At 43.1% G+C, this 1,819-nt stretch carries 2 protein-coding genes; both read right to left on the bottom strand.

The window, feature by feature from the left end; all coding sequences use genetic code 11:
• Positions 1–1,436: DNA methyltransferase (locus PGX78_RS07990; protein ID WP_270446392.1), on the bottom strand; the 1,436-nt coding region annotated here is incomplete at its 3' end.
• Positions 1,433–1,819, bottom strand: a 387-nt coding sequence (locus PGX78_RS07985; RefSeq protein WP_270446390.1) for a DNA cytosine methyltransferase, incomplete at its 5' end; no start/stop codon positions are given. The genes PGX78_RS07985 and PGX78_RS07990, both read right to left, overlap by 4 nt.

The raw sequence follows: 1,819 nt of genomic DNA, 5'->3' as shown, positions 1-1,819 counted from the left end.
AGATTTTTGTAATTGGAATGCCCGCTAAAAACGTAATCCATGTCAGCGTTCTGCTCATCATTACGCTTACGAGCGCCTTTGTACGAAGGATTGCCAATGATGTATATTTCCGAAGTGCCAGGACATACGGAGTCCCACGGTATGCGAGTAGGATTGGCGGTTACAATGCTATTGCTAAAAAGGATATCTATATTCGTCTTGATGGTGGACAAAGATGCCTCTTTGCTTTGTAGTACGACAAAAAGTAATCCCATCCTCGCAATAGCACAAGAAAACGGATTCGATTCTATACCGTAGAAATTTGTTATAGGCATGAGCGGCATATCCGTTGAGCCGGCAGAAGAAGCAATCTTTGAAAGCAACAGGTTGAGTTCCTTGTAGGAAACTAGGAGAAAATTGCCGCAGCCGCACGATGTATCGAATACACAAATTTTCCTTATGCGCTCTATCAAGGCGATACAAGCAGCTCTTTCGTTTTTGCAATCTTCATATTCTGAGTAAAGGGCGTTAAGGAACAGCGGTCCTATGACCTTCTGGACATTGGTGGTAGCCGTAAAATTACCCGTGATGCTTTCGGCATCAGGGACGATTATTGACTGGATCAACGAACCGAGAATTTCGGGATCAACATTAGACCAATCAAAAGACATAATTTCAAGCATTAGGCTACGCATATTCTTGGTAAAGGATATGTTGCTGATATCCTTATCAAACAAGCGAGAATCGATATAGTTCACCTGTCTGAAGTGAGTCGGCAAATTACTATGATCCGGTTGCTTCATTGCCCAATATAGCGATGCCATAAAGTCGGAAAAATCTCTCCCGGATTCATCTGTATACTTTTGTGCGAAAACGTACAGAGAAGAATCGCCCGTCATCAGTAATCCCATGCTATCGATTACACAGCAAAAGAGGGTACGGCAAATCAATTCACTTATGTCGGTCAGAGCGGTTTGCGTATTATTCAACCTGCATTCGTTATACAACTGAGCAAATTTTTCGCTGACCTTAATATTAACAGCAACATTCTCTTCGACAACGGGCTTCTCCCGACCTCTAAGGGGAAAGAAGAAGTCCACATGAGAATAGAGGTCTTCTTTGGTGGAAAAAAGCGTTTCTTCTGTCCTTAAGTCAAAAACAAGAACTTCCGTTGCGTTTGCAATCATAGCAAACCGAGTCTTCAGGCTGGAGATGTTGTTCTTTTTCAGAATGTTCAAGTCAGAGTAGAGGTTACTGCCTTCGGAAGCAAGATAAAAAATCTGTTGTCCAATACGAACGCCCACGTTCACATCATATGAGGATGTGGATTTGAGTCTATCAATCGTTGAAACAGGAATATCAAAGGCGCGAAGGAATCCCTCGAAAAATTCCGCACTATCAGATACAGAGCCAATGGCTCTGATATCTTGCTGCAATTTGTTAATGTCAGTTATCATATCGAGGGCGCACCTTCTTTCTTCTCATAGTCTAAAATACACTTGGCTACATATTCAGCCAGCTTAACAGGAACAGCGTTTCCTATTGCCTGCTCAACGTCTGTTTTCTTTCCCTCGAACACAAATGCTTCCGGGAATGTCTGAATGTAGCTGCGCTCTTTGGAAGTCAAAGCCCTAACGCCATCCGAAATATCGGCTTTGTCTGCGTGGTGCCGTTTATAACCGTCTGGAATGGGACGGTTGACTCCCCGGATTGTAGCGCTTGGCTCGTGTATACTAAAAACAGCACGGCGATTATAACTTCTTGGATGCATATAATAGTATTCGGTATGAAGGGAATCGCCTAAATAGTCGTAAACGGTCATCGGCTTTTCGGTTTGTCT

This window comes from Megasphaera sp. AF13-6AC, assembly GCF_027685385.1.
GTDB lineage: Bacteria > Bacillota > Negativicutes > Veillonellales > Megasphaeraceae > Megasphaera > Megasphaera micronuciformis.
This window is presented reverse-complemented; position numbering and strand designations above follow the sequence as displayed.